Source organism: Nonomuraea sp. NPDC049129 (assembly GCF_040648495.1).
Lineage (GTDB): Bacteria > Actinomycetota > Actinomycetes > Streptosporangiales > Streptosporangiaceae > Nonomuraea.
In genome coordinates this window covers 1-1,366 of sequence record NZ_JBEZDU010000068.1, presented here as the reverse complement: position 1 = coordinate 1,366, position 1,366 = coordinate 1, and the positions used below count along the sequence as shown (strand labels likewise).

At 67.3% G+C, this 1,366-nt stretch carries 2 protein-coding genes; both read left to right on the top strand.

Annotation, left to right across the window (positions count from 1 at the left end; translation table 11 throughout):
- Nucleotides 1–47: 47 nt before the first annotated feature.
- On the top strand, nucleotides 48–416 hold the full coding sequence (locus tag AB0B64_RS60730; RefSeq protein WP_357962695.1) for a transposase: 369 nt from the start codon (nucleotides 48–50) through the stop codon (nucleotides 414–416).
- Between the two features lie 2 nt (nucleotides 417–418).
- Nucleotides 419–1,336 (top strand): IS3 family transposase, encoded by a 918-nt coding sequence (locus AB0B64_RS60725; protein ID WP_357962697.1) that lies wholly within the window; start codon nucleotides 419–421, stop codon nucleotides 1,334–1,336.
- Nucleotides 1,337–1,366: the final 30 nt, after the last annotated feature.

The following is a 1,366-nucleotide window of genomic DNA, read 5'->3' as shown; positions in this document are numbered from 1 at the left end:
TGGCCTTCCCCTCATAGCGTGGAGACCGAACCGGGAGAGGTTTGGTCGTGGCAGCAGTCACGCGGCGGCGCTTTGATCCGGAGTTCCGGGCGGGCGCGGTGCGTATCGTGAAGGAGACCGGCAAACCCGTCGCGCAAGTGGCGCGGGATCTGGGGATCAGTCCGTACACGCTGCACAATTGGGTGCAGATGGATCGGCTCGCCGAGCACTACAACGGCGACGGCGATGGGAGCGGAACGCTGGAGGAGTCCGAGCAGGAAGAGCTGGCCCGGCTGCGGCGGGAGAAGGCCGAGCTGGCCAAGCAGCACGCCCGTGAGAAGGCGGCGTGGGAGAAGGAACGTGCCGAGCTGGAAGACGAGCGTGACGTGCTCAAGCGCTCGGTGGTCTTGTGGGTCAAAGAGGCGATGGGCCGATAAGCGTGGCGGCCTTCATCAGCTCCCAGAAGACCGAGCACGGCATCGACCACGTCACCTCCTGCCGGGCATTAGGCGTGTCGCAGTCTTGGTACTACAAGTGGAAGAACCGCATCGACCAGGACAAGCTGACTACCCGCCAGCGTCGGCGGGCCGATTTGGATGTGGAGATCACCCGCTCGTTCGAGGCGTCCGGCGGCACCTACGGCTCTCCGCGGATCACCCGTGACCTGCACGAGGCGGGCTGGCGGGTGTCGGAGAACACGGTCGCGGGGCGGATGGCCGAGCTCGGCTTGGTCGCTCGCGTGCGCCGCAAGCCGCGCTCGCTGACCCGTCAAGGCAAGCGGGCGGCCGCCCCGGACCTGGTCCGCCGGAGGTTCGCCGCGGTCGCGCCGGACGTGCTGTGGTGCGGCGATGTGACGCAGATCGACACCGACGAGGGCAAGCTCTACCTGGCCACGGTCGAGGACCTGTTCTCCCGGCGGCTACTCGGCTACGCCATGTCCGAGCACCACGACGCCGCGCTGACCAGCGCGTCGCTGCAGATGGCGGTGGCCACCCGCGGCGGCGACATCGACGGCGTGATCTTCCACTCGGATCGCGGCTCGGAATACACTGCGGCCCGTTACCAGGAGCTATGCCGGCGCCTGGGCGTGGTCCAGTCCATGGGCCGCGTGGGCTGCGCGCTCGACAACGCAGCGGCCGAGGCGTTCAACAGCACCCTCAAGGTCGAGTACGTGCACCGCCACCGGTTCCGCACCCGGGCCGAAGCGCGCCTGAAGATCGCCACCTGGATCGCTGACTTCTACAACGCCAGCCGGCGGCACAGCGCCAACGACGGCCTGCCGCCCATCACATTCGAACATCACATGATCGACAAGCGGCAAGCCTCATCCGTCCTGCTGAGGACCGCTGTGGCATAGAACCGTCTCCACGTTTTCGGGGGATTGACA